The organism is Bryocella sp., assembly GCF_058498515.1.
The window spans coordinates 297,848-324,424 of sequence record NZ_JBMHYI010000041.1 but is presented as its reverse complement, the minus strand read 5'-3'; the positions used below and the strand labels follow the sequence as shown (position 1 = coordinate 324,424).

Genomic DNA, 26,577 nt, shown 5'->3' with positions numbered 1-26,577 from the left:
ATGTCCCACACGGAATGCGCGTTCTTGCGATACTCCACCATCTCTTCCAGTATCCAGCAAGACGCTGAAAGCACACCGCCTAAAGGCGGTGGGTTTAGACCGGGTGATGGAGACTAAAGCCGCGAGCCTGGGGAGGTTGAAATGTCACGTCTGAAGACGTGACCTGCCATTCGTGCCTGGTATCGGACGATGGGTGTATGAACAGTTTGCGGTCGCATCTGGTACCGTGCTTGGCGGGCGGGTTTCAGATGCCAGGTGTCAGTTTTCCAGATTCCAGAGAGGCTGCGCCTGGCGCGGCCTTTTGACTTCGGGGGCTGGGACTGTTCTGCTATCTGTTGGTTGGATTGGCATGAATGGATTGATTGTGATGGATAAGCCCGCGGGCATGACCTCGCACGATGTGGTGAGCATCGTGCGGCGCGCGACGGGTGAGCGTTCGGTGGGCCATCTTGGCACGCTGGACCCTATGGCGACGGGTGTGTTGCCGCTGCTGCTCGGGAAGTACACGCGTCTGGCCCAATATTTTGGCCAGGCCGAGAAGCATTACACCGGAACGATTCGGTTTGGATGGGCGACGGACAGCTTCGACGCGGATGGAGAGCGGACGATGGAGCCTATGCCGCTGACGAAGTCGCTCGAGGAGTTGGGGGTGTTGGCCTCTCGGTTTCATGGCGAGATGGACCAGATGCCTCCGGCGTTTTCGGCGAAGAAGATCAACGGGGTTCCGGCGTACAAGCTGGCTCGGGCGGGCAAAGAGGTTCCGGTGAAGCCGGCGCGGATTGTGATCCATGGGTTTGAGTTGACCGGGCTCGATGGAGACACGGCGGCGTTTGCGATGCAGGTGTCGGCGGGCGGGTATGTGCGGTCAGTGGCGCATGAGCTGGGGCAGCTGGCGGGTTGCGGAGCGCACCTGGCGTCGCTGCGTCGGACGCAGGCGGGATGCTTCACGCTGGAGCAGGCGATCACGGTCGATCTGTTGAAGCAGATGACGGCGGAAGAGCTGGAAGCGCGGCTGCCGCATCCTCGGACGCTGCTGGAGGAGATGCCTGCGGTCACGGTGGATAGCGCGACGGCTGGGAAGCTGCGCAACGGGATGCAGGCGAATGTTCCGGAGTTCTCCTCGGCGCCGCTGGTGAAGGTATTCAGCGGTCCACGGGAGCTGATGGCGATCGTGCGGAGGGTTGCTGGGACGCTGGTGCAGCCTGTCGTGGTGATGGGGTAAACGGGTCCACCACGACGCCGGTAATGGCCGCTGTGGTATTGCATCATCGATAGGGCATCGCGCGCAGTATGATGTTGGCACGTCGGCGACGAGACCGGCCGCCCTGGTGGCGGCATAAGGAGAGCCATGGTCCCGCGCGTGGGACAACGAGTAGGGCCCTACGAGATCCTCGGCCGCCTTGGCAGCGGGGGGATGGGGCTCGTCTTCAGCGCCTGGGACGCTCGCCTGCATCGCGACGTCGCCATCAAGCTGCTGCGCGACGAATACTCGACGGCAGAGATGCGTTCGCGCTTTCTGCAGGAGGCTCGCGCGGTCTCGGGGCTAAATCATCCCAACATCTGCACAATCTTCGACATCGGCGAGGACCATGGGGATCCGTACCTGGTGATGGAGCTGTTGAAGGGGCGGACGCTGCGGTCGCGCATCCTCGAAGGGCCGCTGCCGTTTGAGGATCTGCTGCAGGTGGCGACGGAGATCGCCGAGGCTTTGAGCGCGGCACATGCGCGTGGCGTGATCCATCGGGACATCAAGCCGGCGAACATCATCCTGGTGGACAAGCCGGGGGGACGATTCGTCACGAAGGTGCTGGACTTCGGGCTGGCGAAGATCGACCTGGGCGATGGACTGAACCTGGGGCTGGACTACACGAACACGGGATCGACGGTGGGGACGGTGGCGTACATGTCGCCGGAGCAGGCGCGGGGCGAGCCGTTGGACGCGCGCAGCGACCTGTTTGCGCTGGGCACGGTGTGCTACGAGATGGCGACGGGCGAGGTGCCGTTCCGCGGCGCGACCAGCGCGATGGTGTTTGTGCAGCTGCTGAACCATCCTCCGGAGGCAGTGCGGCAGATCAATGCGACGGTGCCGAAGGAGTTCGAGCGGGTCCTGGACAAGATGCTGGAGAAGGACCGTTCGCAGCGCTACCAGAGCGCAGCAGAGGTAGTGGCGGCGCTGGAAGAGGTGCAGAAGAAGGCGAAGCCTTCGCGCGGCTTCTGGCGTGGGTTGTTGCCGACGGCTCCGCCGCAGCCTCCGGCGACGCGGGCGGAGATCCGGGAAGAATCGATGATGGACATCGCTCCACAACCGGGTCCGCGGCTAAGGCCGCCGGTTGCCGGCGATGTGTTGCTGCGTCCGGTGCGGCGCGTGGTGTCGAGCGATGGGGTACGCCCGTCGTCAAGTATCTCGGGCGTTCCAGCCAGTCCAGCGGCGGCGGTGTCTTCGAGCGCAGAGGGAGTTCCGGCGGCGGTTCCTGGAGGGGTAGTCCCTGGAGGAATCGCGGAGGGGCCGGAGTCGGCCAGCTCGGTTTCGGGATTCGACGTGGCGGCGAGCGCCACACCCGTTTCGGCGAGTGCCTTACCTGCAGCGGTCCCCGAGGTTGTGGAAGCGGAGCCGTTGCAGGTGTTTCGCGAAGCGAAGGCCGAGGCTGCGCCGTCGGCACGGGTTGAGGCTGCGAAGGTTGAGCCTGTCGACGCTGCTGAGGTTGTCGATGAGATTGAGCCTCTTGATCTGGGGGCCAGTGTTGCGGAGACGGTTGTGGTTGCGCCTGCGTCAGGAAACGAGCAAGAGGCAGCTGATATCCACTACGAAGACCCGGTCGCTTGGCCTTCCGCTCAGCAAAGGGCTGCGTATGCAAGCGACTCGCGAGCCAGCCGCAGCGCTTTTCGGGTGGAAGAGCTGCGCGACGCTTTCGGCAAGACGATTGAGGAACCGGACGAGGAGCAACGGACGACGCCGCGGGGAGTTTTGGTCCTGGCGGTTACGGCGGCGCTGGTGGTAGCCGTGACGGGTGGAATCCTGGGATGGAGGTTCTGGCTGCGTCATCGTGTGCCGGTAGCGATTCCGCCCTCGACGCTGGTGCTGGCAGGTATCACCAACAACACGGGCGATGCCGAACTGACCCCGATCTTGCTGGGAGGCCTGGAGCTCGACCTTCAGCCGTCCCTAGCGATCAACGTGTTGGGGCCGGCGACGCTGACGGCGGGGCTGCGCGCTGGAGGGCTCGCTGTGGGCCCGGAGATATCGGTTGATGATGCTCGTCGTGCAGCGCAAAACGTAGGCGCGGGCATGGTTCTGTTTGGCTCGGCGAAGCTGGCGGGGTCGAGCTACCTGCTTTCGGTGCAGGTGTATGACGTTGCCACCGGTGCGAAGAAGGTGGACCTGGCCGAGTCTGCGGGAAGCCGCGAGCAGCTGATGGGCGCGATTGACCGGCTGTGTGTGGAGATTCGTAGTGGGCTGGGTGAGCGCGGCGAGGCCGTGACGCAGAACTCGGTTCCACTGGAGCGCGAGACCACGGCGAGCCTGGAAGCGCTGGCGGCGTACGCCAAGGGTGAGTCGTTGATGGACTCCGGACAGTACCTGGAGTCGATGCATGCGTTCGATGCGGCGGCGAAGGCGGACCCACACTTTGTGGCGGCGCAGATTGCGTTGGCGGATTTGTTCCGGCGGCAGCGGGCGGAGGTGGAAGGCGCGGCGGCTGCGACGGCTGCTCGGGACAGCAGTGCCTCGACCTCGGCGCGCACGCGGCAGCTTGCCCAGGCGGTCTATGACATTTATGGCTCGGGCGATCTTCCGCGCGCGGAAGCGGAACTGGCTGCGCTGGCCAAGGATTATCCGGACGATGAAGAGATCGTGATCGAACAGGGCCTGTGCCTGCGCCTCGAAGGGAAGTTCGAGGAAGCGCTCGCGGTTTCGCAGAGGGTACTGGACCGGAACCCATATGCGCTGGATGTCGCCTCCAATGCGGAGTACGCGCTGATTGCGCTGGATCGCACGGAGACGGCGATGCAGATGGAGTCGCAGATTCAGCGGTCGGGGCGAAGCCACCCGGGACTGAAGCTGCTGATGAACCTGCTCAGTCCGCATGACGATGGGCCGCAGGGTGTTGACATTACGGGATCGATGGGACGCCTGGCGCCGCAGCAGTACGAAGCGATGACGCTGGATGCGGGCGGGATGCTGGACGGTGGTCTGCAGGCGTGGAGAGCTGTTGCGGCGCAGGCCAGCGCGAATACGGAGCTGCTGAGCGCAGCGGGTCACACACTGGCCCAGGCGGCGCTGGATCGTGCGCTGGTGGAAGAGTGCATTACCGCGAAGGGGTTGATTGCGGATGCGCAGGGGTATCCGCAGGGACCGACGACGCTGTTCGATGAAGGGCTGGCCGCGGCGCTATGCGGGGACTTGGCTTTGGCAGATCGGAACGCGCGGCAGCTGGAGAGCGACTATCGCAATAACTGGGCGGTGAAGTCCACGCTGTTGCCGGACCTGCAGGCGGTGCTGCTATGGAAGCGGCATGCTGCCAATGCGCGTAAGCCGCTGCAGGATGCGCGCGGTTACGACCGCATCTCGCTGACGGGGTATCTCCGTGGACTGGTCGATCTGGAACAGCAGCCAAATGCCGCGATCATCGATTTCCAGGGGTTGCTGGAACACCGTGGAGCGACGACGCTGGCGAGCCCGGTGCTGTATGCGATGGCGCAACTGGGGTTGGCGAGAGCGTATGCGGCGAGTGGGGATCAGTCGAACAGTGCAGAGGCGTATGCGAAGTTCCTGAACCTGTGGGGAGCGGCGGATCCCTCGTTGACGCTGTTGCGCGAGGCTCGGCAGCACGCTTCGAGGTAGGACCTGATTACTTTGCAGCGACTTCGCGGAGGCCCTTGTCGTGGATGCGCATGCGCCAGGCGATGGCGGCGATGAGTACGGCCGTTGTGATCTCAAGGAAGACCTTGCCGCCGTCGAGCAGGTCGGGGTGGCCGTCCTTGAGGTTGGGGTCGGTGAGGATGCTGTGGATGAGCAGCAGTACAGCGCTGGGATAGACGAGCCAGTGCAGGTTGCGCCACACGGCGCGGGGCATGCTGGTTCGGATCAGCGAACTGACCAGGACGATCACGATCAGATAGAGCGCGGCGGCTCCGGTGGTGTTGAGCTTGGGCTGCAGGTAGGAGTGCAGCGGCCAGAGGATATCCGTGATGCGGAAGCGTGGGGACTTGAGGAAGAGCAGGACGGCCGGATGCGCGAGCGTGAGCACGACGGCGAGGTAGGCCGTCCAGCGATGGAGGGCGAAGACGTCGATTTTTCGGTGGGGCCAGAGTCGGACGGGGCTGTAGCGCAGCGACATCAGCATGCCCAGCAGCAGGTTCACGGCGATGGCGCCGACGGCTCCGAGGCCGAGGTAGGAGCAGAGATCGAGGAGAGTCATCAGGATGTCTGCAGTTTAGCCGAGGTGCAGAAGGAGCTCGGCGGCGCGGTGGCCGAAGAGGACGCAGGCTACTCCGAGCGCGACGAGGGCTGCGGAGAGGGCTGCCAACGGCAGGCGGAGGTCGAGGCTCTGCTGGGCGCTGGGGGAGTGCGGTGCTGCGGCGCGCAGCAGGGTCTCGACGCGGACCCGAAGGTGGTCGGGCGCGGAGAGCAGGGTGACCATGCCTGCTGGAGTCGGGCCGGAGTGATCGCGGGCGAGGAGGACAAGCAAGTCGGCGAGGAGCAGGGAGCGATGGGCGTCCCCGGCGGTGGAGTCCTGATCGGCGGCGAGCTCCGCGGCGAGACGCCAGCGGGTGTCGAGCGACGGACGGGCGGCGGTGGTGAAGGGAATGCGGGGCAGCAGCGCGAGGACCAGGAGCTTGAGGTTGTCGCGATGGGTGGCATGGGCGGCTTCGTGGGTGAGGGCGACTTCGAGCGCTGGCATGGGGACGCGGGCTTCCGCGAGGAGCTGCTCGGAGACGAGGAGGCGGGAGCGGAAGATGCCGACGACCGCGAGCAGCGAGCGGCTGCCGCGATGGAGGTGGACCTGGTGGCCGCCGATGGTGCGCTCGGCTGGCTGGCAGCGGTTGCAGTAGCGCTGGGTGCGGAGCGAGGTCGTGGCGGCGCGGACGAGGGTGGCTGCGATCCAGAGGATCACGAGAGCCGCGGCGGCAATGCAGGGAAGGGCTACGTGTTCGGCGGCGGTGTTGTCTTCTCCGCGAAGATAGGCGGGGACGAGGGCTCCGAAGGCCAGCAGCCAGGGAAGGACGCGGGCGGCGAGGGTGGCAGCGAGGAGCAGGCGCTCAGTGCGGCGGGCGTTGCGAGAGCTGTGGCCTGATGGGGATTCCGGCGAGCGCGGGGTGAAGCGCCAGACGAGGGCTTCCAAGGCGAGCTGAAGCAGCGCGGCGCTGACGAGGGCGAAGCAGAGGGTGCGCAACAGAGGGGCGAGCATCATTGCGCGTCCTCCTTGGCAGCAGCGTCCGCCGCGTTCAGGCTTTCGCGGGCTGCGCGAATCTTGTCTTCGAGCTGGTCGAGCATCGCGCCATCGTACTCCCCGAGGGCGTCGACGAGACAGGAGAGGAGCATTTCGGGCTGGGCGGCGTTGGACTGGAGGAAGCGGTCGACGAGGGCGCGGGCGCGCTGGCTTTCGACTTCCTGCGGGGTGAGCGCGGGGGTGTAGCGGAAGGCGCGGTCGTGCTTCTCGCGGAGGAGCAGGCCCTTTTTGAAGAGGCGGTCGAGGGTGGTCATGACCGTGGTGTAGGCGAGGCGGATGGGGAGGCGGCGGCTGACTTCTTCGACGGTGCCGCTGCCTTCGGCCCAGACGATTTCGAGGACTTCGCGCTCGCGGTGACCGAGGCTCGCGGAGGCGTGTGGAGGCGGGCCGGGATCAGCAGCTTCGGCCGGGATGAGGGTCGACTCGGACAACGAAATCTACCTGGGGTTGAAGTGGTTATTGAGAGAGACGCAGATGGGGTTCCGAAGGTCGCAAACTATGGTGGAAAAGGTGAATTTTGGCTGGGTTGCGGTGGTATAGGTTGAGTACCGATTCTTTCGATTATGGAGCCCGCACGAGCTGTGGGCCTGAGGAGAAGTTGCCATGCTGCGACGTGCACCAGTCGCTGTCCTTCTGATGTTAGGCCTGGGCGTTGGATTTGGCGCGGAGGTTTCCGCGCACGCCCAGACGCCGCTTGTCGATCCAGCGGCGCTTTACTCGGACATGAAATGGCGCGAGATTGGGCCGATTCGCGCGGGTCGGACGCGTGCGCTGGCGGGCGTTCCGAGCCAGCCTGCGACGTTCTACCTGGGCGCGGTGAACGGCGGTGTGTGGAAGACGACCGACGCCGGCGACACGTGGCGCAGCGTGTGGGACAGCCAGCCTTCGGGGTCGATTGGATCGATTGCGGTGGCGCTGAGCGACCCGAACGTGATCTATGTGGGCAGCGGCGAAGGGCTGGCGCGGCCGGATCTTTCGGTGGGCGATGGGGTGTACAAGTCGACCGATGCGGGCAAGAGCTGGACGCATCTTGGACTCCGAGATGGGCAGCAGATCGGTCAGATTGCGATTGATCCTCGCGATGCGAACCGGGTGTTCGTGGCGGTGACGGGACATCCGTATGGGCCGAACAAGGAGCGTGGGTTGTTCCGCTCCACCGACGGCGGCAAGACGTTCCAGAACGTGCTGTTCATCGATGAGTACACCGGTGCGAGCGAGGTTCGCATCGATCCCAATCATCCCGAGGTGATTTACGCGGGCATGTGGCAGCGCCAGGAAGGCGCGTGGGAGAACGGAGCGTGGGGCGGCACCAACGGTGGCTTCTTCAAGTCGACCGACGGTGGCGACCACTGGACGAAGATCACGGGCGGCGGTCTGCCGGATGGGATCGTGCAGGTGAACGTTGCTGTGTCGCCGGCGGACTCGAACCGGATTTACATCACGGCGGCGACGGAGCGCGGTGTGGGGCTGTATCGGTCGGAGGATGGTGGCAAGACGTGGGTGCATGCGCCGGAGGATGATCCCCGGCCGGAGGCTCGTATTGGCGGTGGCGATTTGCCCGTGCCGGTGGCGGATGCGAAGGACCCGAATGTTCTGTATGTCGCGAGTACGGTGACGTGGAAGTCGAGCGATGGAGGGAAGACGTGGTTTGGGCTGCGTGGATCGCCGGGCGGCGATGACTACCAGAACATCTTCGTGAACCCGAACAACCCGAAGATCATTGCTCTGGCGAGTGACCAGGGCGTGATCATCTCGCAGAACGGCGGCGAGACGTGGGCCAAGTGGTACAACCAGGCGACGGCGCAGATGTATCACGTGACCACGGACAATGCGTGGCCATATCGCGTGTGCGGCGGGCAGCAGGATTCGGGCTCGGCGTGCGTGTCGAGCCGGTCGAACGATGGGCGCATTACGTTCCATGACTGGCATCCCGCGGGTATCGAGGAGTACGGGTATGCGGCGCCTGATCCACTCGATCCGGACATCGTGTACGGCGGCAAGGTCACGAAGTACAACCGGCGCACGGGGCAGATCCAGAACGTGGAGCCGAGCCCGTTGCGGAGCTATCGCGTGCTGCGGACGCAGCCGCTGATGTTCTCGCCGGCGGATCCGCACAAGCTGTACTTCGCGACCAACACGTTGTGGCTGACGGAGAACGGCGGCAAGGACTGGAAGGAAGTGAGCCCGGACCTGAGCCGCGAGGCAGGGTATGAGATTCCCGAGTCGTTGGCGCACTACAAGGATTCGCCAACGATGAAGCCGATCCGGCGCGGCGTGATCTATGCGCTGGGGCTTTCGGCGCTGGACGTGAACCGGCTGTGGGCGGGCACGGACGATGGGTTGATCTGGACGACGACCGACGGAGGAGCGCACTGGAATAACGTGACGCCGCCGGTGATGAAGCCGTTCTGGAAGGTGTTCAACATGGATGCGGGGCACTTCGACGCGGGCACGGCCTATGCGGCGATCAATACGCTGCGGCTGGACGACTGGCGGCCGCATCTTTTCCGCACGCACGATGGCGGCAAGAGCTGGACGGAGATCAACAACGGGCTTCCGGCGAACGGAGCGACGAGCACGATCCGCGAAGACCCGAAGGTGAAGGGGCTGCTGTATGCGGGCACCGAGACGCAGGTGTATGTCTCCTTCGACGATGGGGATCACTGGCAGTCGCTGCGGTTGAATGCACCGGCGAGCTCGGTGCGCGACCTGCAGGTGAAGGACGATGATCTGGTTGCTGGAACGCATGGGCGCGGGTTCCAGATCCTCGATGACGTGACGCCGCTGCGGCAGATCGCCGAGTCGCTCGCGAAGGGAAAGAGCAAGATTGCTGCGGCGAGTGTGCACCTCTATGCGCCGCAGGTGACCTATCGCGTGCGCAATGACATGAACCCCCCGACACCGTGGCCGCCGGATATGGCGACTGGCGAGAACCCGCCGAATGGCGCGGTGATCGACTACACGATTGGTGGCGCGTTCAAGGGGCCGCTGGCGCTGGAGATCGTGGACGCCAAGGGCGAAACGGTGGCGAAGTGGAAGAGCACGGACCCGGTTCCGCCGCTCGATCCACGCTATCCCGATCCGACGCTGTGGGCGCGGCCGCCGCGGGTGCTGCTGGCGACGCCGGGGCATCATCGGTTCCTGTGGGACATGCAGTATGCGCAAGTGCCGGGGATGTCGACCGGGCCGGATGCGGAGCAGGCGATCCCGTATGACACGCCGCAGGTTTCGACCGCGCCGTGGGTGATGCCTGGGACGTACACGCTGAAGCTGACGGGTGATGGGAAGACCGAGACCGCGAGCATCACGATCAAGATGGACCCGCGCGTGAAGACGTCGACGGCCGATCTGCAGGCACAGTTCGACGTGTCGAAGTCGATGTACGACGACCTACTGAAGGCGACGGCCGCGATGCATGAGATCACGGTGCTTCGTCAGCAGCTGAAGAGCCGGTCGGGCGATGCCGCGGTGGCGTCGGCGCAGGCGATCAACACCAAGCTGGATGCCATTGCGGGCCGTGAGGGTCGCGGTGGCGGCGGTGGTGGTCGAGGCGGACCGGTGGGACCGCCGACGCTGACCAGCGTGCGCTCGCAGATTGCGCGGATCGAGCACACGCTGCAGAACACGGATGAAGCTCCGACGACGGCGCAGGTGGCGGCGGCGAAGCAGGTGATGCAGCCGCTGGATGGGCTGCTGCAGCAGTGGAGCGAGGTGAAGGCGACCGACCTGAAGGCGCTGAATCAGCAGCTGCAGAGCCAGCACCTGGCGACGCTGAAGCTGGATACGTTCCGCATCGACCACGATGTGGAGGACCAGTTCGAGGCGGGCGACGAGCCGTAGCGGCAGGCGCTCCAAATGTTGGTCCGAACGATGTCGGCCCGCTACTACCGCTGGTAGTAGCGGGCCGTGACATGTCAGGCTGATGTCATCCGTCATTCACACAGCGTTCGCGCGGCGTCCATCCGCAGCGTTCGCGGAACTATACCTGAACACCTACCGGAGACCCATGCGCGCGATTCGTACGATCCTGTCGTCCTTACTCTTGTTTGCACCCGTTTTGGTAAACGCGCAGACGCCGGATACGGCGACCCTTCGGGGGCGCGTGCTTGACCCGTCGCAGGCGCTCATCGGCGGTGTGTCGGTGAGCGTGCGCAACACGTCCACAGGACTGAGCCGGACCGTGACCAGCGATGCGCATGGCGAGTTCTCCGTGGAGGCTCTGCCCGTTGGTGGTGAGTACGAGGTGACGACGTCAAGGGATGGCTTCGCGCCGGCGCACGTGGATCATGTGCAGCTGGCCGGCGGGACCACGGCGCGGGTGGATGTGCGGCTGAATGTGTCGTCGGCATCGAGCGAGGTGACGATTGAAGGAACGGCGCAGGATGTGAACCTGACGGAGCCGTCGTCGGGTATCCGGCTGAGCGCGGGTCAGATTGAAGAGACGCCACTGCTGAATCGGCGTATTACGTATCTTCCGCTGTTGAATGCGGCCAATCGTCCGGCGGTGAACCAGGGCGACATCTTCATGAACCAGAACCTGTTCACGACCAATGGCGGCGGACGCCGCCAGCAGGCGTATGTGGTGGATGGAGCGAACGGCAACGACAGCTGGGGACGGCAGACGATCTTCACGAATATTCCCGAGGACGCGGTCGCCGAGATGAGCGTGCTGACGCAGAGCTTCTCCGCGGAGTATGGATCGAGCACGGGCAGCGTGGTGAACATCGTGACGAAGAGCGGCACGGACAAGCTGCATGGCAGCGTGACGGAGCTGTATCGCCCGACAGCGGGTGAGGCATCGCTCGCGGGCTATACGTCAGCTACGGTGACCAGCGGCAACCAGATCACGTCGGATCAGCTGGCGCAGACGGCAGCAACGCTCGGGGGCAAGCTGTTCAAGAACGATCCGACGCACTTCTTCTTCGCAGGGGAGTGGGGACAGCAGCGGCGTACGTCGCCGGTGACTTCGGCGATCGACCCGGTGAACTTCATCGGGCACTATCGCGACCTGCTGGGCGACCTGCGGCTCGACCGGCAGATGACGGCGAGCAACAACGCGTTCCTGCGCGTCGGCGCGGATGGGTTCTATGACACGAATCCGAACGGCATTGTGGGTGGGCAGACGCTGCCTTCGGTGGCGCGTACATTCCATCGGAAGACGTATTCGATCGAGGTGGGCGATACACAGATCATCTCGGCGCATATCGTGAACAATGCGCGTGTGCAGTTCCAGCTGGCGTCGCCGATTACGGAGTTCGATCCGGTTACGCCGGGAACGCAGTTCTCGGTGCCGATCACGGGAGGACCTACGTTCACCAGCGGGACTTCGCAGTCGGCGCTGCTGATGAATCGCCAGTATGGCGTGGATGAGACGCTGTCGATGGTGTTCGGCAAGCACCAGATCGTGGTGGGCGGAGACTGGCTGCTGGCGCATACAGGCGGCGACAGCAAGGAGTTCGGCGGGCCGTACTTCCTGGGGCGCTTTGTCTATAACACCTGCGCGCAGACGGGAGACACGCTGCCGCAACTGATTGCATATTGCGAGAGCCCGGCGTACCTGAACAACATTGCCAACGTGGCCACTTATACGCAGGGCTACGGCAACCCGAGCTATACGGTGAACGACAACCTGTTCGCCGTCTTTGCGCAGGACAACTATCACCTGAGCCGCAAACTGACGCTGAACCTGGGCGTGCGTTATGAGGATCAGACGTTCACGGATCAGCGGACGAACTTCGCGCCGCGCGTGGGCTTCGTCTATGCGCCGTTCGGTGACGGAGAGACTGTGGTGCGGGGCGGGTTCGGGATGTATACCTCGCAGGTGGTGGATAACTCGCAGGCGAATTATGTGCTGAGCGGGCCAGGCTATATCAACTACACCGCGGCACCTGGACAGGCGGGCTTCCCGACGAGCATTGCGTCGGCTCCGCTTCCGGCGCTGCCCGCGGGAGTATCGGTCCCGGGCCGCACACTGTACATTCGCCCAGGTAACAGCGCCTATCTCAACCAGTTCTTCCCAACGTCGACACTGGTGAACTATCCGGGCGCTCTGCTGAATCCGTACTCCGAGCAGTACAACTTCGGCGTCGAGCAGAGACTTAGCCCGCGCACGATTCTGGACATCGACTATGTGGGCACGCACCAGGTGCACGGGATTCGTCCGCTGGATGTGGATGCGCCGACGTCCTTCGTCCGGACCGCGCAGAACCAGACGCGCAGCCCTGCCGCGGCGAACTGCACGCGGCCGTATTGGGTGTACTACTACAAGCAGGAGAGCCTGACCTGCACGGCAACTTCTCCGGCGAGCACGCAGCCGCAGTATGCGACGATCACCAGCGACGTGAACGACGGCTATGTGCACTATGACTCTCTGAATGTGAACCTGAAGCATAATTTCGGGACGCGTGGCGTGCTGCAGGCCAGCTATGTGTGGTCACACACCCTCGACAACGTGGACCCGGATACGACCGCGCAGAACCCGAATGACGCGCTCTTCCCGAACCGGGCGGAGTACGGCAACGCGATCTACGACCAGCGCAATCGTGGTGTGGTGAGCGGTTACTATGTGGCTCCGCTGAAGATCCAGGTGGGCGGCATCCTGACGCTGGCGGGTGGGTTGCCGTATAACCTGGTGACGGGAACGACGAACAGCGGCGATACGGGCGGCACTACGGATCGGCCGGTGATCAATGGCGTCGTGGTGGGACGCGACACAGGGCGCGGAACGCCGATCTATAGCTTCGATCCGTTCCTCGCGCGGGAGTTCTCCATCTTCGAGCGAGTGAAGCTGAACCTGCGGGCGGAGTCCTTCAATGTTGCCAACCATGCCAACTATGTTGGGTTCCTCAACACGTACGGCAACGGTGCGGCGCCCCCGACACTGGGCAAGCCTTCAGGTGCAGGTGTTACGGCGCAGCTGCCAGCACGTGAGTTCCAGTTTGAGGCCCGGCTGAGTTTCTAATGACGATACGAAACAAGGGATTGTTCTTCCTGGCCGCGGCCGGTGCGATGCTTGCACCGGCCGCGCTCATCGCACAGGCGAATACAGCGACGATTGCGGGACGCGCGGTCGATGCGCATGGGGCAGTGGTGGCGGGCGCGACGGTGACGGTGAGGAACACCGATGTCGGGACATCGCGCATGGTGAAGACGGGCAGCGATGGCGGCTTCCGCGTGACGGGGTTGGCATCCGGTGCTTACACGGTGGAGGCCAAGGGCGGTGGGCTCGCGACGAGGCGGCCTGCGCGGCTCACGCTGACGCTGGGCAGCAGTACGGAGCTCGCACTGCAGATGGGCGTAGCTGCGGTGAAGCAGAGCGCGACCGTCACGGGACGAGGCGGCACGGTCGAAGGCAACACGGTGGCTCCTCCGGCGAATACCGCGGAGGCTTCGGTGGGGACGTTTCTCGCGGGTATGACGGTGACGTATCTGCCGAACCGCGATCGCGACTTTACGCAGTTCACCAACCAGGTGGCGGGAACCGAGGACGATACCGATGGCACGGGTGTGAGCATCGCGGGGCAGCGCAGCCGGACGACGGCGTTCGTCGTCGATGGCACGCGGTACATGGATCCTCTACTGGGCGGGCGACGCGGCGCGGAGGATGGTGGTTTGTTTCTTCCATTGTCTGCGGTGCGTGAGTTTCAGGTGCTGCACAGCGGCGTGGATGCGAGTGTGGGTGATACCAGCTCGGGACTGGTGAGCGTGAGTACGAAGGGTGGAGCGAATCGTGCGCGCGGCGATGCGTTCTATACGGGCAGGCCGTCGCAGTTCACGTCGGCGGATGCGTTTGGGCATTCGCTGGACGCGACGCAGAATGCGTTTGGGTTTGGCTATGGGCGCGCGATTCGCAAGGACAAGAGCTTTGCGTTCCTGAGCGTGGAGCAGGACTTTGTGCAAGCGCCGTTCTATGTGCAGTTTGCTCCGCAGGCTTCGGGGACGTTGATTCCTGCATCCTTGCTGGCGCAGCAGGGGCAGGTGATTGAGCGGCAGACGCCTACGGCTGTATTTGCGCGTTATGACGAGGTGCTGAATAGCCGCAATAACTTGAGCGTATCTCTAGGCTATGACCATGAGCATCGGACGAATGCGCAGGATGATGATGCGGGGCTGACGCGGTCGCTGGATACGCTGGGACATGCGGGGAGCTTCACCGGCCAGAGTGTGACGACACGGCTGGGACTTACTTCGGTGCTGACGCCGCGTGCGTTCAACTCAGCGGTGGTCGCATGGTCGGAGGATCATCGGGCGCGAACTCCGAACTCGACGGCTCCGGAGTTCTTCATCAACGGCTTCGGTGCGCTGGGTGGAAGCTTGAATGGACCGCATGCGTATACGTCGCGGCAACTGCAGTTGATCGACGATGTGACGATGACGCGGGGGCACAATGAGCTGAGCGTGGGTGTGCGCTATGCCAATGATCCGGCGTATGAACAGATGGAGCAGAACCTCAATGGGCGGTTCGACTATGACTCGCTGACGGACTTCATGAACAATGCGCCGCGGCGGTTTCAGCAAACGTTTATTACGGGCAACACGCGGTACAGCGGCAGTGTGAATGAGCTGGCGCTGTATGCGAATGCGCGGCTGCAGTTGCGGCCGGAGTTGTACCTGACGGCGGGTTTGCGGTGGGCCGGACAATGGAATCCGCAGCCGGGCACGGTGAACTCGCAGCTGGCGGTGACGCAGAAGATTCCGAACGATCTGAGCCAGTGGCAACCGCGTGTCGCGCTGGCCTGGGATGCGAGGAGGTCGATGGTGGTTCGGGCGTCGGCGGGATTGTTTGCGGCTCCGACGCCGGCTGCTTTCTTCCATCGGGTGTTTGCGGATAACGGCGCGCAGACGATTACGGCGGATAGCTATTTCGATGGAGCGCTGTTGTCGCTGACAGGAGCGAGCACGCTTGCGCCGCATGCGCTGGGTGCTGCGCCGGGGAATCTCACGACACCGCATGCGTTGGTGGAGGGGATCGATCCGGGGTTCCGCAATCCGCGGACGCTGGGGTCGGCGATCAGCGTGGACCAGAAGGTTTCTCCGAAGCTGGAGATGACTGCGGGGTATGTGTTCGCGAATTCGTGGAGGCTGGAGCGGCAGCTGGATGAGAATCTGAATGCGCCGGTGAGCTTTACTGCTGCAGGTACGCCGGTGTTTCCGACGGTGCGGCCGATTGCGGGTGTGGGGCGGCTGCTGGTGATCCAGTCGACGGCGCACAGCACGTATGACGCGGGGTATCTAAGCTTGAATGCGCCGATCTCACGGCGGACTACGTTGCTGGCTAACTATACGTTGGCGCATAACAGGGATGATGATTCGAGCACGGGCCCCTATGATCCTGTGACGGCGGTGAACCCGTTCAATCTCCGTGCGGAGCGGGCGTTCTCGAACCTTGATCAGCGGCACACGCTGAATGTGAACGCGATTGTGAACCTGCCGGTGGGGTTCAAGCTGAACCCGATCTTCGATGCGCACTCGGGCGCGCCGTATACGCCGATCGTCGGCTTCAATACACAGAACGATGCGAACGACTGGAACGCACGTGCGGTGATCGTTGGTCCGAATGGGGGCGTGATGGCTGAGCGGAATTCTTATCGGCAGCCTGTGTTCACGGACTTTGATCTTCGCGTGGTGAAGGACTTCACGCTGAAGGGCGAGGGGCATCATCTCGACCTGTTCATGGACCTGTTCAATCTGGGCGGAGCACAGAATCGACGCTTCGATCCGAGTGGGACGAGCTTGTTTGGCAACGCGGCGCATCCGGTGGCTTCGGCAGGGCAGGCTCTGTTTGCTCCGGGAGTGACGAAGTTCGGTGGGCCGCGGGAGATACAGTTCACGGCGCGGCTGGTGGGGTTTTAAGGGCAGGGATTAGGGATTAGGGGTTAGGGATTAGGGTTTGCAAACAGCAAGGGCCGGAGAGAGTTTCTCTCCGGCCCTTGCTGTTGACGAATTCGAGCGAACAAGTTGTGATCGAGTTTCGAGCTGCGGGTTTGGAGTTACGAGTTGAGGATCGTGAACTCGCTACTTTGCTGGCGGGACTGCGGGGATGTTCTGGTCCCTGACTAGTGAGTTGAAGGCGCCGATGTCCTTCGACTCGATGGCTGCGAGTTTGTCGAGCTGGACTTGCAGCTGGGCGTTGAGGTCCTTGAAGACGCCGTAGCTTTGCTCGGTCGGGGCGGTGTCGCTCTGGCTGACGACGCCAACCATGGCGGCCAGCTTGTTGTTGAGCTTGATGGGGAAGTTCAGCGCGTCTTCACCAGCGCGGAGCTTGGTCTGGTAGAGCTCGACCTCGACCTTGTCCAGTTCGGTGGAGATACGCTTGGCCTCGCTTGATACCTGAGCGATGGGGGAAGTCGCGAAGCTGTCGAGCTGCTTCTTCTGGGCGCGGATGGTGATGACGGCGTTGTTGGCGGCGTTCACGCGGTCTGCGATCTGGAGAGCGAGGTCGAGCTGCTTCTTGTAGTCCTCGGGTGTGGAGGTTACGCGGGGATCGGGCTTGATGAGGACGGTCTGCTTCTCGGTGTGGCCGTCGGCGGTGAGCTCGATGGTGTAGGTGCCGGGGACGACCTGCGGACCCTGGTTGCCGGCGGCCCAGTAGATGAGGCCGGGGAACTTGACGAGGTCGGTGTAGCGGAGGTTCCAGACGTAGTGGTTGAGGCCTGCCTTCTTGGTGGGCTTGGGCGTGGCGCGGCGGTCCTCTTCGTCCTCCAGGCCTGCGGGCTCCTTGGGCTCGGGCTTGGAGGTGAACTCGTTCACGAGCTTGCCGTCGGAGTCCTTGATGCGGAGAACGATGTCGCCCTTGGGAGCTTCTTTGAAGCTGTAGTAGATGCCGACGCCAGCGGGCGGGTTCTTGCCGAGGGCTGCGGCACCGCCGCCTCCACCGAAGCCGCCGCCGCCGATGTAGCGGTAGGTGGCCTTGGGTGCGTAGAGGTGCACGGGCTCGTCGGAGAGCTTGCCTCCGGGCAGTGAACGTACGAGCGGCATGTCATCCATCACGTAGAAGCCGCGGCCCTGCGTGGCGATGATCATGTCGTCTTCGCGCTTCTGGAAGGTGATGTCGGTGATGGGGACGTTGGGCAGGTTGAGCTGGAAGGGAGTCCAGCTGTCGCCATCGTTGGTGGAGATGTAGAGGTGGGCCTCGGTGCCGGCGAAGAGCAGGCCTTTCTGCTTCGGGTCGGGGCGAATGGTGCGGGTGAAGTCGTCAGCCGGGATGCCGCCGACGATGAGCTTCCAGGACTTGCCGAAGTCGGTGGTCTTGTAGAGGAAGGGACGATAGTCGTCGGTGAGATACATCGTTGCCGCGAAGTAGGCGGTGCCTGCGTCGAAGGGCGAGGCTGCGATGCAGTTGATGCGGATCCAGTCGGGGATGCCCTTGGGCGTGACGTTGGCCCAGGTCTTGCCGCCATCCTGTGTGAGGTGGACGAGACCATCGTCGGAACCAACCCAGATGAGGCCGGGCTTCACAGTGGATTCGTCGACGGTGAAGATGGTGTCGTAATACTCGACCGCGGTGTTGTCCTTGGTGAGCGGACCGCCGACGGGACCTTGCTTGGACTTGTCGTTGCGGGTGAGGTCGGGGCTCATCACCTGCCAGCTGTGGCCTTCGTCGCGGGTACCGAGGAGGTACTGCGCGCCGGCGTAGAGGAGCTTGTTGTCATTGGGAGAGAAGAGCAGAGGGAAGTTCCACTGCATGCGGTACTTCATCGCTTCGACGCCGGAGCCCATGGGGTTATCGGGCCAGGGATTGATGTTGCGCTGGCCGCCGGTGACGTGGTCGTAGCGCGTGAGCAGGCCGTCGTAGGAACCAGCGTAGACGAAGCGGGAGTTGGTGGGATCGGGAGCGATCCAGCCAGACTCGCCACCGCCGACGTCCCACCAGTCGCTCTCGGTGATCAGCCCGCTGTTGCCGCGGGAGCTGGTCTCGACGGTGCTGTTGTCCTGCTGCGCGCCGTAGATGTGATACGGGAAGTCGTTGTCGGTGATGACGCGATAGAACTGGCCGGTGGGCTGGTTCATGATCGTGGAGAAGCTTTTGCCGCCGTCGAAGGAGATGTTGGCTCCGCCGTCGTTGGACTCGATCATGCGCTGCGGATCGTCGTTGGCGATCCAGAGATCGTGGTTGTCGCCGTGGCCGGTGGGGATGGCCTTGAAGGTGTGTCCGCCATCGACCGACTTGTAGAAGCTGGTGTTGAGCGCGTACATGGTGTCGGCGTTCTTCGGGTCAGCGAAGATGCGGGCGTAGTACCACGCACGCTGCTTGACCTCGCGCTGATCGTTGACCTTGGCCCAGGTAGCGCCGCCGTCTTCGGAGCGGAAGATGCCACCTTCCTCAGCTTCGACGAGAGTCCAGAGGACTCCGGACTTTGCGGGCGAGATGGCGATGCCGATGCGGCCGAGGAGGCCCTTGGGCATGCCGGGATTTTTGCTGAGGTCCGTCCAGGTCTCACCGCCATCGGTGGACTTCCAGAGGCCGGAGTCGGGACCGCCGGACTCGAAGTCCCAGGGCTTGCGGATGAACTGGTAGATGGAGGCGTAGAGCACCTGGGTGTTGGTGGGATCGATGGAGAGATCGATGGCACCGGCCTTGTCGGACTTGAAGAGGATCTTCTTCCAGGTCTTGCCGCCGTCGATGGTCTTGAAGACGCCGCGATCGGCGTTGTAGCCGGTCATGTGGCCCATGGCGGCGACGTAGGCGATGTCGGGGTTCTTGGGATCGATCTTGATGGCACCGATCTGCTGGGTGTCGGTGAGACCCATGTGCTTCCAGGTCTTGCCGGCGTCGGTGGACTTGTAGACACCGTCACCGTGGGAGGCGTTGCCGCGAAGGTCAGCTTCGCCCATGCCGACGTAGACGATGTTGGGGTCGGAGTCGGAGACGGCGATGGCGCCGACGGAGCCGAGCGCGAGCTGGCCATCGGCGACAGGCGTCCAGTGGATGCCGCCGTCGGTGGTTTTGAAGATGCCGCCGCCGGTGGCTCCGAAGTAGAAGGTCATGGGCTGGGACTGCACGCCGGTGACGGCTCCTACACGGCCGCCGCGGAAGGGGCCGATCTGGCGGAAGTTGAGGCCGGCGTAGGGAGTCTTCGATGGCACCGCTTCGGGAGCCTGCGCGGAGAGTGCACCGGCGAGCAGGAAGGGAATGGCCAGCGTGGGGAGCGAGCGAAGCCATCCGCGGTTGCGGGTGAGGCTGCGACGGAGGGCTCGGTTGAGATGGCTTGCTGGCATGGTGTTCCTTTCGTGCGCCGTGTCTTGCGGGGTCTTTGTGTCGCGCTTACAGCGCTCTGCTTATCTTTGCCTGGCCACCTGGGCCTTCGGCCCAGGCTAGTATGTGGTCGGGCCATTGGCCCTTGAAGCCGTATTCGGAGATGACGCAGTGGCGGGTTCTGGGGTTCGACTGCGACAGCAGGCTTCTCCACTGCGCGGACGATGAAGCTGTCCGCTTCGGTCGAAATGACACATCGTTGGAGCTGCATGAATGAGCCCCGGACGGTTGGTCCGGGGCTGGGGTGGCTATTCGTTGTCGTCTTCGGTGTCGCCAGCGTCGTTGGTGGAGGCGCTGGAGATCGGAGTGACGACCTCGATGGGTTTGCTGTGTTTGGCTTCGAGCGCCTTGTTGAGGGGCGGAAGGCCGGTCTTCACGGCATCGTCGAAGTCCTTCCGCTGGTCGGCGAGACGCGCGGAGAGTTCCTGGTCGATGACATAAGCCTGCGCGGTGGGGGCGCCGTCGCCGGACATGACGCTGCGGCCGAGGGCGGCGATGTAGTTGTTGAGGCGGATCGGGAAGTTGAGCGGGTCCTGATCCGAGGCGTTCTTGGTCTGGTAGATCGTCTCCTCAAGGGTCTTGAGCTGGGCGAGGAAGGGATCGGCGGCGGCTTTGAGCTGGGCGTCGTCCTTGAGCGCGGGTGTGGCCTTGAGACGGGCCTCGTACTCGGAGCGGATGCCGCGGATCTTGGCGACGATGATGTTGGCCTGGGAGAGTTCGCCGTTGATCTTCATGGCGAGATCGAACTGCTTCTGCAGGTCGCTCTGAGGGATGTCGAGGCGAGGATCGGCCTTGACTTCGAGCGGGCGGGTCTCGGTGACACCGTCGGCGATGAGGCGGACTTCATACTTGCCAGGCAGAGCTTCGGGGCCCATCTTGGCGCTGCCGCCCCAGAGGATCATGCCGGGGAACTCGAACGCGCCGGGGTAGCGGAGGTTCCAGGTAAAGCGGTTGATGCCAGCCTTGCTGGTTGGGGCCTTGGGACCGAAGTTGCGGCCACCACCTCCGGCATCTTCGCCTTCGGGCTTCTTCTTGGCGGGGTCTTCGCTGACGAAGGTTCCGATGACCTTCTTGTCGGCGTCGAGGATCTCGATGGTGACCTTCGCTGCCGGCTTGGCGAGATAGTAGTCGATGTAACCGTCGTCCACGTTGCGGACGGCGGGACGAGGCTGGAAGAGGTACGCGGCCTTCTTCTCGGTCTCGGGAGACTGCTGCCGGAGCCAGTCGATGTCATCCATGATGTAGAAGGAACGGCCGTGGGTGGCGATGACGAGGTCGTCCTTCTCGACGACGATATCCGAGACCTGGGTGTCGGGAAGGTTGTAGGCGAGCGAGCGCCAGTGCGCGCCGGCGTCGTCGGAGACGTAGATGGAGTGCTCGGTACCGGCAAAGAGCAGGCCGGGACGGACGCGGTCTTCGCGGACGACGCGGAGGAAGTCGGTGGCGGGGATGCCGGTGACGATCTTCGTCCAGTGCTTGCCGTAGTCGTCGGTCTTGAAGAGGTACGGCGCGAAGTCGTCCATCTGGTAACGGTTCGCGGCGAGGTAGGCGGTGCCAGGCTTCTGCCACGAGGCGTCGATCATGCCGATGCGGCTGTAATGCGGGAGGTCGGGCGGGGTGATGTTGTTCCAGTTCTTGCCGCCGTCGCGGGTGAGGAAGACGAGGCCGTCGTCGGAGCCGGACCAGATGGTGCCTTCCTCCAGCCGCGAGGGCGCGATGCTGAAGACGGTGGCGTAGATCTCGGGGCCGTTCTGGTCATGGGTGATGGGACCGCCTGAGTCGCCGAGGGTTTTGGGGTCGGCGAGCGTGAGGTCTGGGGAGATGATGTCCCAGCTCTTACCGGCGTTGGTGGTCTTGAAGATGTGCTGCGAGGAGACGTACATCGTGTTCGGGTTGAGGGGATCGAAGACGATGGGGAAGGTCCACTGCCAGCGCTCCTTCATGGACGAGGCGGGCTGTCCGGAGAAGAAGAAGGGGTAAGGCTGGATGTCCTTCTCCTGGCCGTCGCGACGGTCGTAGCGGGTGAGCATCGCGCCCTGGCTGCCGGCGAAGAAGATGTTGGCGTCCTTGGGGTCGGGAGCAATGTAACCGCTCTCGCCGCCGCCTACGGCGTACATCCACTCGCCCTGAGGCTCCATGGGGTTGTGGAAGTTGCCGCCGCCTTTGCTCGCGACGCAGATGGTGGTGTTGTCCTGCTGCGCGCCGCAGACCTGGTAGGGAATGTCGATGGTGGTGGCTACGTGGTAGAGCTGGGCGGTGGGGTAGCGCTCGGGCGTCCACGTCTCGCCGTAGTCGACGGAGACTGTGCCGCCGCCGTCGTTGGCTTCGGCCATACGCTTGGGGTTGGCGGGGTCAATCCAGAGATCGTGGTTGTCGCCATGGGGCTGCTGGATGGGCTTCCAGGTCTTGCCTGCGTCGGACGAGCGGTAGAAGCGGACGTTGGTGGCGTAGAGGACGTCCTTGTTGACCGGGTCGGCGGTGATGCGCGAGTAGTAGAAGGCGCGCTGGCGGATGTTGTGATCTTCGGAGATCTTGGCCCAGGTGGCGCCAGCGTCTTCGGAGCGGTAGAGGCCGCCTTCGGCGTTCTCGACGATGGCGTAAACGCGGTTGGAGTCAGCGGAGATGGTCACGCCGATCTTGCCGTCTACACCGGAAGGCAGGCCGGGGTTGCGGGTGATGTCTTTCCAGGTCTCGCCGGCGTCGGTGGACTTGTAGAGCTTGCTGCCGGGGCCACCTGAGGAGAGCGACCAGGGGGTGCGCTGCACGTCCCAGATGGTGGCGAACATGATGCTGGGGTTCTTCGGATCGATGGAGAGATCTTCGGCTCCGGAGTGATCGTTCTCGTAGAGGATCTTTTTCCAGGTCTTGCCGCCGTCGATGGACTTGAAGATGCCACGGTCGGGGCTGGGGCCGTAGGGGTGGCCGAGGACGGCAGCGTAGACGAGGTCGGGGTTCTTTGCGTCGACGCGGATGCGCGAGATGGCCTGGGTGTTCTCGAGGCCCATGTGGGCCCAGGTCTTGCCGCCGTCGGTGGTTTTGTAGACACCGTCGCCCTGCATGACGTTGCCGCGCAGCTCGGACTCACCCATGGCGACGTAAACGATGTCGGGGTTCGAGGGTGCCACGGTGACGGCGCCCACGGATGAGCTCTTGATCTTCTGATCGGTGACGGGCTTCCAGACGATGCCGCCGTCCACGGTCTTCCAGAGGCCACCGCCGACCGCGCCGAAATAGTACTCCAGCGGGCGGGCGGTGCAGCCGGAGATGGCGAGTGAGCGGCCGCCGCGGTCGGGGCCGATGTTGCGCCAGGATTGGGCGCCTTCGGAGGCTCCGCCTCGGGGGCGCTGGGCGGTCGCGGTGATGGGCGAGATTCCGAGCAGGGTCAATGGCAAGAGCAGGGCAAGGGAAGCGCGCTTCATGAATCCTCCAGTGCGGGTGAGTCTAGTAGGGCGGGGCCTCGGGTCTCGTGTGAGAAAGGGGCGCGCGGTATAGGTGGATCGGGCGCCGTCGGGGTTCTTCGACTTCGCAGGCCGCAACGTACGTTGCGGCCTGCTTCGCTCAGAATGACAGCTGTTTAGTTGTTGTCGTCGTCGTCATCGCCGGGCTTCGCGGTGACGTCGCCGGGGAAGCCGGGGCGGCCTAGGTCGGCGTAGTCCGTGCCGAGGATCGCCATGAGCTCCTGATTGCGCTGGACCAGCAGCTTCTTCAGCACGTCGTAGCGTTCGACCGCGTCGTGACCGATCTTCTGGTCGGTGGCATTGGTCATGCTGTAGAGGTACGTGATGTGGGTCTGCAACTCGGGTTTGGAGTAGCGGATGGTGGGCGTGATGACGTGCGAGGCGACCTCGTTCAGCTTGGCGAGCTTTGCGGGATCGGAGGCTAGCTTGACGCGGGCGGTGCGGATGCGGGCTACGGTCTTGTTCGCCTCGGAGACGAGATCGCGGGCCTTGAGGTTGTGCTCAAACTGCTCGCGGAGGTCAGCGGTGGTGACGCCGTCGGCCGTGATGCGCGGGTCTTCGATCAACGTGAAGCTCTGGGTCTGAGTTGTGCCGCCGACGGTGAGCTTGACCTGGTAGGTGCCGGGGACGGCCATCGGGCCCTGACCACCTTCCGGTGTCGTGACGCTGGTCCAGAAGCCGGGGTAGCGGAGATCCCAGGTGAAGCGGTGCATGCCAGCGGACTTATCGAGACGCAAGGGCGCCTGACGACGGCGCGGTCCGCCGTCGTCATCACCTTCTTCAGCGGGCGGAGCCTTGGGCGGCTCGGCGCTGGAGAAGGTTTTGATGTGCTTGCCGGTGCTGTCGAGGAGTTCGAGTGTGATATCACCGTCAGCATCCTTGGGCAGGTAGTAGTCGATGAGCGCGCCGGGACGCGGGTAGGTGGGGGAAGGGACTGCGCGCTCGATGGCGTCGCCTCCGCCGCCCTGCTGCACGGTGCGGACGGCTTCCTTCGGCTTGAAGAGGATCGGCGCGGAGGAGCTTGCGGCCTTCAGCTGGTGCAGGGGAGTAATGTCGTCCAGGATGTAGAACGAACGTCCCTGCGTGGCGACCTGCAGGTCCTTGTGCGTGACCTTGATGTCGGTCACCGGGGTGATGGGCAGGTTGAGCTGGAAGCTCTGCCAGTGGCCGCCGTTGTCGAAGGAGATGAACATGCCGAACTCCGTGCCAGCGTAGAGCAGGCCGGCACGATCCGGATCTTCTCGGACGACGCGGGTCGGAGAGTCCTTCGGGATGCCGTTGGTGCCGTCCGTCAGCTTCGCCCAAGACTTGCCGAAGTCGTCGGTGCGGTAGATATAGGGCGAGTAATCGCCGCCGTTGAGGTAGCAGTAGATCGCGGCGTAGGCCTTGGCAGCGGTGTGGGGGCTGGGCTCCATGTTCTGGACGCGGCAGCCGGCGGGAAGACCCGCAGGCGTGACGTTGGCCCAGGTCTTGCCGTCGTCCTTCGTGACCGAAACGACGCCATCGTTGGAGCCGACCCAGATGAGGCCCTTCATCTTCGGGCTCTCGCGGATGGAGTAGATGGTGGAGTAGATCTCCTCGCCGGTGGCATCGCGGGTAATGGGTTCACCGCTGGCTCCCTGGGTTCCAGCGGGATGCGCGGTGAGATCGGGGCTGATCTTGTCCCAGGTCACGCCACCATCGCGGGTGCGGAAGAGAAACTGGCCGCCGTAGTACTCCTCGTGCGGCACGTTGGGCGAGGTCTCCATCGGAGCGACGCGCTGGAAGCGATACATGAGATCGCTGCCGGCGTTGCCGTAGAGGGACTCGGCGCCGATCCAGTAGCGCTCTTCGTTGTGGGTGTTGATGTTCTGGCGCGTGAACTGGCCCTTGCAGCCACCGTAGACGATGTTGGGGTCGGTGGTGTCGGGCATGATGGGGCCGGTTTCGCAGCCGGGGCCGTCGCGGAAGTCCTGCGCGCTGCCGATGGGCAGGCTGGGTACGATGACGGCGGTGTTGTCCTGCTGCGCGCCGTAGACGCGATAGGGATACTGATTGTCGACGGCTACCTGGTAGATCTCCGCGGTGGGCTGGTTGTTCTGCGGGGTCCAGGTCTTGCCGCCGTCGATCGAGACGGTGGCTCCGCCGTCGTCGGCCTGCACCATGTACTGCGAGTTCTTCGGGTTGATCCAGACGTCGTGGTTGTCGCCGTGCGGGATGGGCATGCGCTGGAAGGTTTTGCCCGCGTCGGAGGACTTGAACCAGGTCTCGTCGCCGAGCCAGATGACGTCGGCGTTGGTGGGATCGACGCCGAGGGTGTCGTAGTAGAAGGGGCGGGTGGTGATTTCTGTGGAGTGGTTGACGAGGGTCCAGCTGGCTCCGCCGTCGTCGGAGCGATAGAAGCCCTGGCCGGGCTTGGCTTCGATGAGCGCGTAGATGCGATTGGGGGCGGCGTCTGAAATCGCAACGTTAGAGCGGCCGATGAGACCGGTGGGAAGGCCGCCTCCGAGCTTGGTCCAGTTGGCGCCGCCGTCCGTGGACTTGTAGATGCCGCCTTCTTCGGCACCGGAGATGATGGTCCAGGGCTTGCGGAGGGCGTGCCAGATGCAGGCGAAGACGACGTTGGGGTGGCCGGGCTGGATCTCGACATCCGCGGCTCCGGCGGTGTCGGAGACGTGCAGCATCAGCTTCCAGGTCTTGCCGCCGTCGATGGTCTTGTAGATTCCGCGTTCCGGATTGGCCTTGAAGGGATCGCCCTGGGCGGCGACGTAGACGATGTCGGGGTTCGCGGGGTCGATGCGGACGGTGGCGATCTGGCCGGTGTCAGGAAGGCCGAGGAATTCCCAGGTCTTGCCGGCGTCGGTGGACTTGTACATGCCGCGGCCGACGGAGACGTTCGAGCGGATCTTGGAAGAGCCGGTGCCGACGTAGATGATGTTGGGGTTCGACGGGGCAACTTCCATCGCGCCGATGGAGGCGACGGCGAAGAAGCCGTCGGAGATGTTGGTCCAGGTGTGGCCGGCGTTGGTGGTCTTCCAGACGCCGCCGCCGGTGGAGCCCATGTAGTAGACGTAGGGCTGGGAGGCGACTCCGGTGACGGCGGTGACGCGGCCTCCGCGGATGGGACCGATGTTGCGGTACTTGAGCGCAGACCAGAGCTGCGGATCGTACTGCTGGGAATCATGTGCTTGCGCGCTGGCGGCAGGAATAGCCTGCACGGCGATCAAGCTCAGGGATCCAACGAGACAAACACCAGACAGCGATTTCGAAACGAGCTTCGAACCGAACAAGGCCCCTCCGCCGAGTACGCAACTCTTGCGTGGATGGAAACAGCACCGCGCGCCGCGTCACCCGGAAAGAGGGTGAATCGGCGCAACGAAATGGGACATGGCCCCAATGGGAGCCGTGCGCTGCAGAATGATGCGGAAACACCCAT

At 63.9% G+C, this 26,577-nt stretch carries 11 protein-coding genes; 5 read left to right on the top strand and 6 right to left on the bottom strand.

Going from position 1 to position 26,577, the window contains the following annotated elements:
• Positions 1 to 349 precede the first annotated feature (349 nt).
• Both truB and AC5E6W_RS11820 read left to right on the top strand, forming a co-directional pair.
• Positions 350 to 1,222 carry a tRNA pseudouridine(55) synthase TruB gene (truB, locus tag AC5E6W_RS11825; RefSeq protein ID WP_491752491.1) on the top strand — a complete coding sequence of 291 codons (873 nt, stop codon included), beginning with the start codon at positions 350 to 352 and terminating at the stop codon, positions 1,220 to 1,222.
• 126 nt (positions 1,223 to 1,348) lie between these two features.
• Positions 1,349 to 4,840: a protein kinase domain-containing protein gene (locus AC5E6W_RS11820; RefSeq protein WP_491752490.1), complete on the top strand. Its 3,492-nt coding sequence runs from the start codon at positions 1,349 to 1,351 to the stop codon at positions 4,838 to 4,840.
• A gap of 7 nt (positions 4,841 to 4,847) precedes the next feature.
• On the opposite strand, the gene AC5E6W_RS11815 is transcribed toward AC5E6W_RS11820, so the two are convergent.
• From AC5E6W_RS11815 to AC5E6W_RS11805, 3 genes are read right to left on the bottom strand one after another with little or no spacing between them, the layout of a single operon-like run.
• Positions 4,848 to 5,417, bottom strand: a complete 570-nt coding sequence (locus tag AC5E6W_RS11815; protein ID WP_491752489.1) for a ferric reductase-like transmembrane domain-containing protein — start codon at positions 5,415 to 5,417, stop codon at positions 4,848 to 4,850.
• 15 nt (positions 5,418 to 5,432) lie between these two features.
• Positions 5,433 to 6,410 (bottom strand): M48 family metalloprotease, encoded by a 978-nt coding sequence (locus AC5E6W_RS11810; RefSeq protein ID WP_491752488.1) that lies wholly within the window; start codon positions 6,408 to 6,410, stop codon positions 5,433 to 5,435.
• Positions 6,407 to 6,880 (bottom strand): BlaI/MecI/CopY family transcriptional regulator, encoded by a 474-nt coding sequence (locus AC5E6W_RS11805; RefSeq protein ID WP_491752487.1) that lies wholly within the window; start codon positions 6,878 to 6,880, stop codon positions 6,407 to 6,409. Before AC5E6W_RS11805 ends, AC5E6W_RS11810 begins: the two co-directional genes overlap by 4 nt.
• A 172-nt stretch (positions 6,881 to 7,052) precedes the next feature.
• Here AC5E6W_RS11805 and AC5E6W_RS11800 point away from each other — a divergent pair, with 172 nt between their 5' ends.
• From AC5E6W_RS11800 to AC5E6W_RS11790, 3 genes are all read left to right on the top strand, one after another.
• Positions 7,053 to 10,289, top strand: coding sequence for a WD40/YVTN/BNR-like repeat-containing protein (locus AC5E6W_RS11800; RefSeq protein WP_491752486.1), 3,237 nt, complete (start codon positions 7,053 to 7,055; stop codon positions 10,287 to 10,289).
• Between the two features lie 166 nt (positions 10,290 to 10,455).
• A complete protein-coding gene (locus tag AC5E6W_RS11795; RefSeq protein ID WP_491752485.1) occupies positions 10,456 to 13,410 on the top strand; it encodes a TonB-dependent receptor in 2,955 nt (984 codons plus the stop codon).
• Complete coding sequence (locus AC5E6W_RS11790) at positions 13,410 to 16,301, top strand: TonB-dependent receptor (RefSeq protein WP_491752484.1); 2,892 nt, start codon at positions 13,410 to 13,412, stop codon at positions 16,299 to 16,301. Before AC5E6W_RS11795 ends, AC5E6W_RS11790 begins: the two co-directional genes overlap by 1 nt.
• A gap of 162 nt (positions 16,302 to 16,463) precedes the next feature.
• Here AC5E6W_RS11790 and AC5E6W_RS11785 read toward each other — a convergent pair whose 3' ends face one another.
• From AC5E6W_RS11785 to AC5E6W_RS11775, 3 genes are all read right to left on the bottom strand, one after another.
• The gene (locus tag AC5E6W_RS11785) at positions 16,464 to 19,667 is read right to left on the bottom strand and encodes a WD40/YVTN/BNR-like repeat-containing protein (protein WP_491752483.1); all 3,204 of its coding nucleotides are present in this window, start codon (positions 19,665 to 19,667) and stop codon (positions 16,464 to 16,466) included.
• A 285-nt stretch (positions 19,668 to 19,952) separates the two neighbouring features.
• Positions 19,953 to 23,123 (bottom strand): WD40/YVTN/BNR-like repeat-containing protein, encoded by a 3,171-nt coding sequence (locus AC5E6W_RS11780; RefSeq protein WP_491752482.1) that lies wholly within the window; start codon positions 23,121 to 23,123, stop codon positions 19,953 to 19,955.
• A 155-nt stretch (positions 23,124 to 23,278) separates the two neighbouring features.
• Positions 23,279 to 26,368: a WD40/YVTN/BNR-like repeat-containing protein gene (locus tag AC5E6W_RS11775; protein WP_491752481.1), complete on the bottom strand. Its 3,090-nt coding sequence runs from the start codon at positions 26,366 to 26,368 to the stop codon at positions 23,279 to 23,281.
• Between the last annotated feature and the right edge of the window lie 209 nt (positions 26,369 to 26,577).

What these genes read in the sequence shown, in the direction of transcription:
- AC5E6W_RS11815 (WP_491752489.1), bottom strand. Translation starts at nt 5,417, where the DNA reads ATGACTCTCCTCGATCTCTGCTCCTACCTCGGCCTCGGAGCCGTCGGC.
- AC5E6W_RS11795 (WP_491752485.1), top strand. Translation starts at nt 10,456, where the DNA reads ATGCGCGCGATTCGTACGATCCTGTCGTCCTTACTCTTGTTTGCACCC.
- truB (WP_491752491.1), top strand. Translation starts at nt 350, where the DNA reads ATGAATGGATTGATTGTGATGGATAAGCCCGCGGGCATGACCTCGCAC.
- AC5E6W_RS11780 (WP_491752482.1), bottom strand. Translation starts at nt 23,123, where the DNA reads ATGAAGCGCGCTTCCCTTGCCCTGCTCTTGCCATTGACCCTGCTCGGA.
- AC5E6W_RS11800 (WP_491752486.1), top strand. Translation starts at nt 7,053, where the DNA reads ATGCTGCGACGTGCACCAGTCGCTGTCCTTCTGATGTTAGGCCTGGGC.
- AC5E6W_RS11810 (WP_491752488.1), bottom strand. Translation starts at nt 6,410, where the DNA reads ATGATGCTCGCCCCTCTGTTGCGCACCCTCTGCTTCGCCCTCGTCAGC.
- AC5E6W_RS11820 (WP_491752490.1), top strand. Translation starts at nt 1,349, where the DNA reads ATGGTCCCGCGCGTGGGACAACGAGTAGGGCCCTACGAGATCCTCGGC.
- AC5E6W_RS11785 (WP_491752483.1), bottom strand. Translation starts at nt 19,667, where the DNA reads ATGCCAGCAAGCCATCTCAACCGAGCCCTCCGTCGCAGCCTCACCCGC.
- AC5E6W_RS11790 (WP_491752484.1), top strand. Translation starts at nt 13,410, where the DNA reads ATGACGATACGAAACAAGGGATTGTTCTTCCTGGCCGCGGCCGGTGCG.